Genomic DNA, 3,598 nt, shown 5'->3' on the forward strand with positions numbered 1-3,598 from the left:
GAGCACCGATCCGCCGGTGGTCGAGGTGTCCTCCACGGCGAGCACGCGGCGGCATGGGGCGATGCGGGTCAGCCCGGACAGCTCGACCCGCTCGGGGCCGGCGGTCACCTCGGTCGAGGTGTCCATCTCGACCAGGTGCGCCCCGCCGGCGGCGACGCGGTACGCCCGCCCGCCGACGCCGACCTCCGCGGCCGTCGCACGGCCGTTGTCGATCAGCAGCGTCAGCGGGGCGGGCGCCCCGCCGTCCGGTTCGAGGACGGTACGCGGCCGGACGTCCAGCCGGTGTCCTTCGGCCGTCAGCCGCAGCACGGCGAGGCCCTCGGGCGGTGGCTCCCCGCCGAGCGCGTCCCTGAGCACCTCGTCGAAGTCCAGCTCGCGCGCGAGGACCTCGTGCTCGGCGTCGGTGCCGTCCGGGTGCTCGGCTCGTACCCGGGCGTAGGCGGCCCGGAAGAACGCCTCGTCACCGACGAACCGTGAGGGGCTCATCGCCCTGACGTAGTCGATCGGGGGCTCTCCCCAGGTCATGCCATGCTCGGCCAGCGCCGCGCGGTACTCCCCAAGCGCCCCGGCCACGGCCTGAGGAAGCATCGGATCGTCGTTCATTCAGGTCCTCCCGTAACCCCGTTACGCCGCAATGGTCACACCTTGGGGAGGTTTACGGCGCCCGGAGGCCCGGGACCGGGTGAGGTTTCTTCCCACCTCGGATCGTGAATGTATTCAGCCGACGGCTGTCGTTCGACCTCGCGTATCAGTTCCCGGGCCGGGGGCGGCCGTCATGGGAGATCACCAGCACCTGCTCCGGATGGGGGTGGGCGTTCGCGTACCTCAGGAGCGATTCCAGGGCGCCTGTGCCGGGGCGCTCGGCTTCGGACGCGGTGGAAAGCGGGATCTCCCCCTGAAAGCGGTGGAAGAGATCCTGGTCTTCCAGGTTCTGGAGGGCGTAGTTCCTCCAGCCAGGGACGGGATCGCCTTCCCTGGCCTGCAGTCCCATGACCGAGTACCCCAAGGGGGCGAAAACGCGGTGCAGTCCCACGACGGTGGCTCCCGTACCGAATCCACAGACCACGTGCCGGATTCCGGGCCAATTCGCGCGGACCTCCCGCAGCAGACGCGACCCCCACAGCTCCACGCAGCCCACCAGCTCCACGTTGGTGAACTGCTTCGGCCAGAACCAGCCCGCCTGCTCGTACCGCAGGCAGATCTCGCCGGCCTCCTCAAGGCTCGTGATCGTCCGCACCTGGCCGCGGAAGCCGCGGCTCACGAGATGATCGCGGCCGGAGGCGTCCGTGACGGCGACGGTCGGCAGTCCTCTCTTCCTCCCGAACAGGTCGAGGGCGAGCGCGGTCGACGAACCGGAGATCTCGACGAATCCCCGCACGTCTTCCGGGACCACCGCGAGGCAATGCTCGTACGTGAGGTCTTTGAGGCTTCCCGATTCGCACATCCCACCCCAGAGCACGGCGGGGCCGTTCACGTCGGGTCGGGTGAGAGGAAAGGGCGCGTCCATGGCGTTCATGCGGAGGCGACCGAGCCTCGGACATAACGGTGGTCGAAGAAGTCCACGTACAGGTATTCGGGGTACGACACCATCTGGTCCCTCCCCAACAGGATGCCACGCATGATCTCGCTCACCATCAGCCCGGCCGCGGTGGTGGCCCCGATCACGCACGTGGGGGCGTGTCCACGCCCGGCGAAGCAGGCGTCCCAGTGCTCCTGCACGACGTAGCTGCCGAACCCAGGAATGATCTTGGGCAGGTCGATACGCCCGTCCGGAAGCATGTAGAGGTCCTCATAGAGAGGCGCTTCGGGCTGGAAGACGTGCAGAGCGGCCCCGAATCCCAGCATCAGGCCGGTCATGATGACGAGCCCGCGCTCCCTGCACGCTTGGTGCAGCCATTCCTTCGCCCGGGAGCCGGCGATGTCGATGACCTCCACGACGTAGTCCACCGGCTTCCCGCCGAACCCCGAGAGCAAGGAGTCGATGTTGTTCTCGGTCACGCCCTCCATCGCCTTGCGGATCCGGATCTCCGGGTTGATGTCCTGGCACATCTTCCCGACGACCTCGGTCTTGAGCTGACCGACCGTGCTGTCGAAGCTGCCGGCCTGACGATTGGAGTTGTGAACCTCGTAGACGTCGAAGTCCGCGAGCGTCACCCAGCCGAAGCCGAGGCGGGCCAGATCCACCGCGCACTGCCCGCCCGCACCGCCCACCCCGGCCACGAGAACATGGGTCTCCGCGACCCTCTTCATCGATTCTTCGTCCAGAATCCCCAGGTTACGCCGGAATCTGGGATTGATCTCAGAGTGTTCCACGGAAACCTCGTTTCACTTCTGCATGCAGACGTAGTAGTTCTCGCCGAAATAGTCGTCGCCGTCCGCGGCCAGGGGACGCGAGAAGCCCAGGCGCCGGAGGGTGTCCACCAGTTCGTCGACTTCGAAGAACGTCACCATCTCGTTGGGATCGGTGGTCAGCTTCCGGGCGCAGGTCGAATGATGGGCCAGCGCGGCCTGGAGATCCTCGTTGAACCGCCCTTCCGCCTGCCACTCGGCGACGGAGTGCTCAAGCACCTTCGCCAGGTCGGGCCGGCGCTTCGGGCCGGTGGCGATCATCACGCCGCCCGGCTTCAGGTGAGAGAAGACCTCGCGCAGCGCCGAGTCGACGTCGGGGACGTAGAAGAGGACGTTGTTGAGCACGACCGCGTCCGCGTCGGCGACGACCTCGGCGGGGAACTTCTCCACGCCTCCGTCCATGACCGTCCATCGGTCGCGGGCCTCGCCCGGCGAGGCCGCCTTCTTGTCATGGGCCCGCTGCAGCATGGCAGGGTTGTTGTCGAACCCGATGACCTCGTGACCGCGGTCGATCAGAGCCTGGCTGACCAAGCCGGTTCCGCACCCGGCGTCGATCACGACCTGACGGCCCTCAGTGTCGCGAAGGATCTTTCCGAGCATCCGCTGATAGCAGTTCAGCTCGGGAATCATCTGGTCATAGCTCTTGGCGAAGTCGGTCCAGATGTTGTCGCTCACAGCGCTCTCCACTTCCTCAGATATTCGTTCGCGGGCAACGGAGGAGACTCCACCCGCGCGAAACAAGCCGGTCGGCCCGGAAGCCTGAATCCATGCTCAGGCGGTCTCGGCGTGACGGATCCGCCCCGCGCCGGCCGGCTGCCGGCGCGCGGGCGTTCCCGTCGGCCCGCACGAGTGGCTACTTCTTGACGTCCGCCGTGAGGCCCTGCTGCGGACCGTCCACGACGATGACCGCGCGGTACCGGGTGAGGGCCTGAGTCGCGTCGGCGTAGTAGAAACGCCAGGTGCACTCCCGCCCCGACCACATCTCGCCCGTGCACGCCACCTTGGTGTTCACGTCGCCGGCCGAGATCGTCCCCTTGGCGATGACCTTGGTGTTGGCGCTGGTCAGCTCGAACACCGGGCCACCGCTGTCGCCGTGGCCCGCGGCGCTGGCGTGGGCGACCTGTTCGGCTCTGACCAGCGGATAGGCGGTGCCGACCTCAAGGTTGTTGGCCTTGACCTGGATGCCGCACAGGGCGCCGGAGGAGGCGCCCGACGTGCACAGCCAGTTGCCGACGTTGCTGAACGACGC

The 3,598-nt window shown here is 67.5% G+C and carries 4 protein-coding genes and 1 pseudogene; all 5 read right to left on the reverse strand.

The features are described 5' to 3' along the window. A pseudogene (locus tag AB0B89_RS35385) lies at window positions 1-603 on the reverse strand (hypothetical protein); the annotation flags it as partial. Window positions 604-748: 145 nt separating this feature from the next. Next, the gene (locus tag AB0B89_RS35390) at window positions 749-1,516 is read right to left on the reverse strand and encodes a pyridoxal-phosphate dependent enzyme (protein ID WP_358561840.1); all 768 of its coding nucleotides are present in this window, start codon (window positions 1,514-1,516) and stop codon (window positions 749-751) included. Then, complete coding sequence (locus AB0B89_RS35395; RefSeq protein WP_358561841.1) at window positions 1,513-2,313, reverse strand: ThiF family adenylyltransferase; 801 nt, start codon at window positions 2,311-2,313, stop codon at window positions 1,513-1,515. Before AB0B89_RS35395 ends, AB0B89_RS35390 begins: the two co-directional genes overlap by 4 nt. 12 nt (window positions 2,314-2,325) lie before the next feature. Next, the gene (locus tag AB0B89_RS35400; RefSeq protein ID WP_358561842.1) at window positions 2,326-3,024 is read right to left on the reverse strand and encodes a methyltransferase domain-containing protein; all 699 of its coding nucleotides are present in this window, start codon (window positions 3,022-3,024) and stop codon (window positions 2,326-2,328) included. Between the two features lie 178 nt (window positions 3,025-3,202). After that, window positions 3,203-3,598: hypothetical protein (locus AB0B89_RS35405; protein WP_358561845.1), on the reverse strand; the 396-nt coding region annotated here is incomplete at its 5' end.

Origin of the sequence: Sphaerisporangium sp. NPDC049002, assembly GCF_040649355.1 — a bacterium.
GTDB lineage: Bacteria > Actinomycetota > Actinomycetes > Streptosporangiales > Streptosporangiaceae > Sphaerisporangium.

Bases quoted from the DNA above. Each gene is read 5' to 3' on its own strand.
- AB0B89_RS35390 (WP_358561840.1), bottom strand. From the start codon at position 1,516: ATGAACGCCATGGACGCGCCCTTTCCTCTCACCCGACCCGACGTGAAC.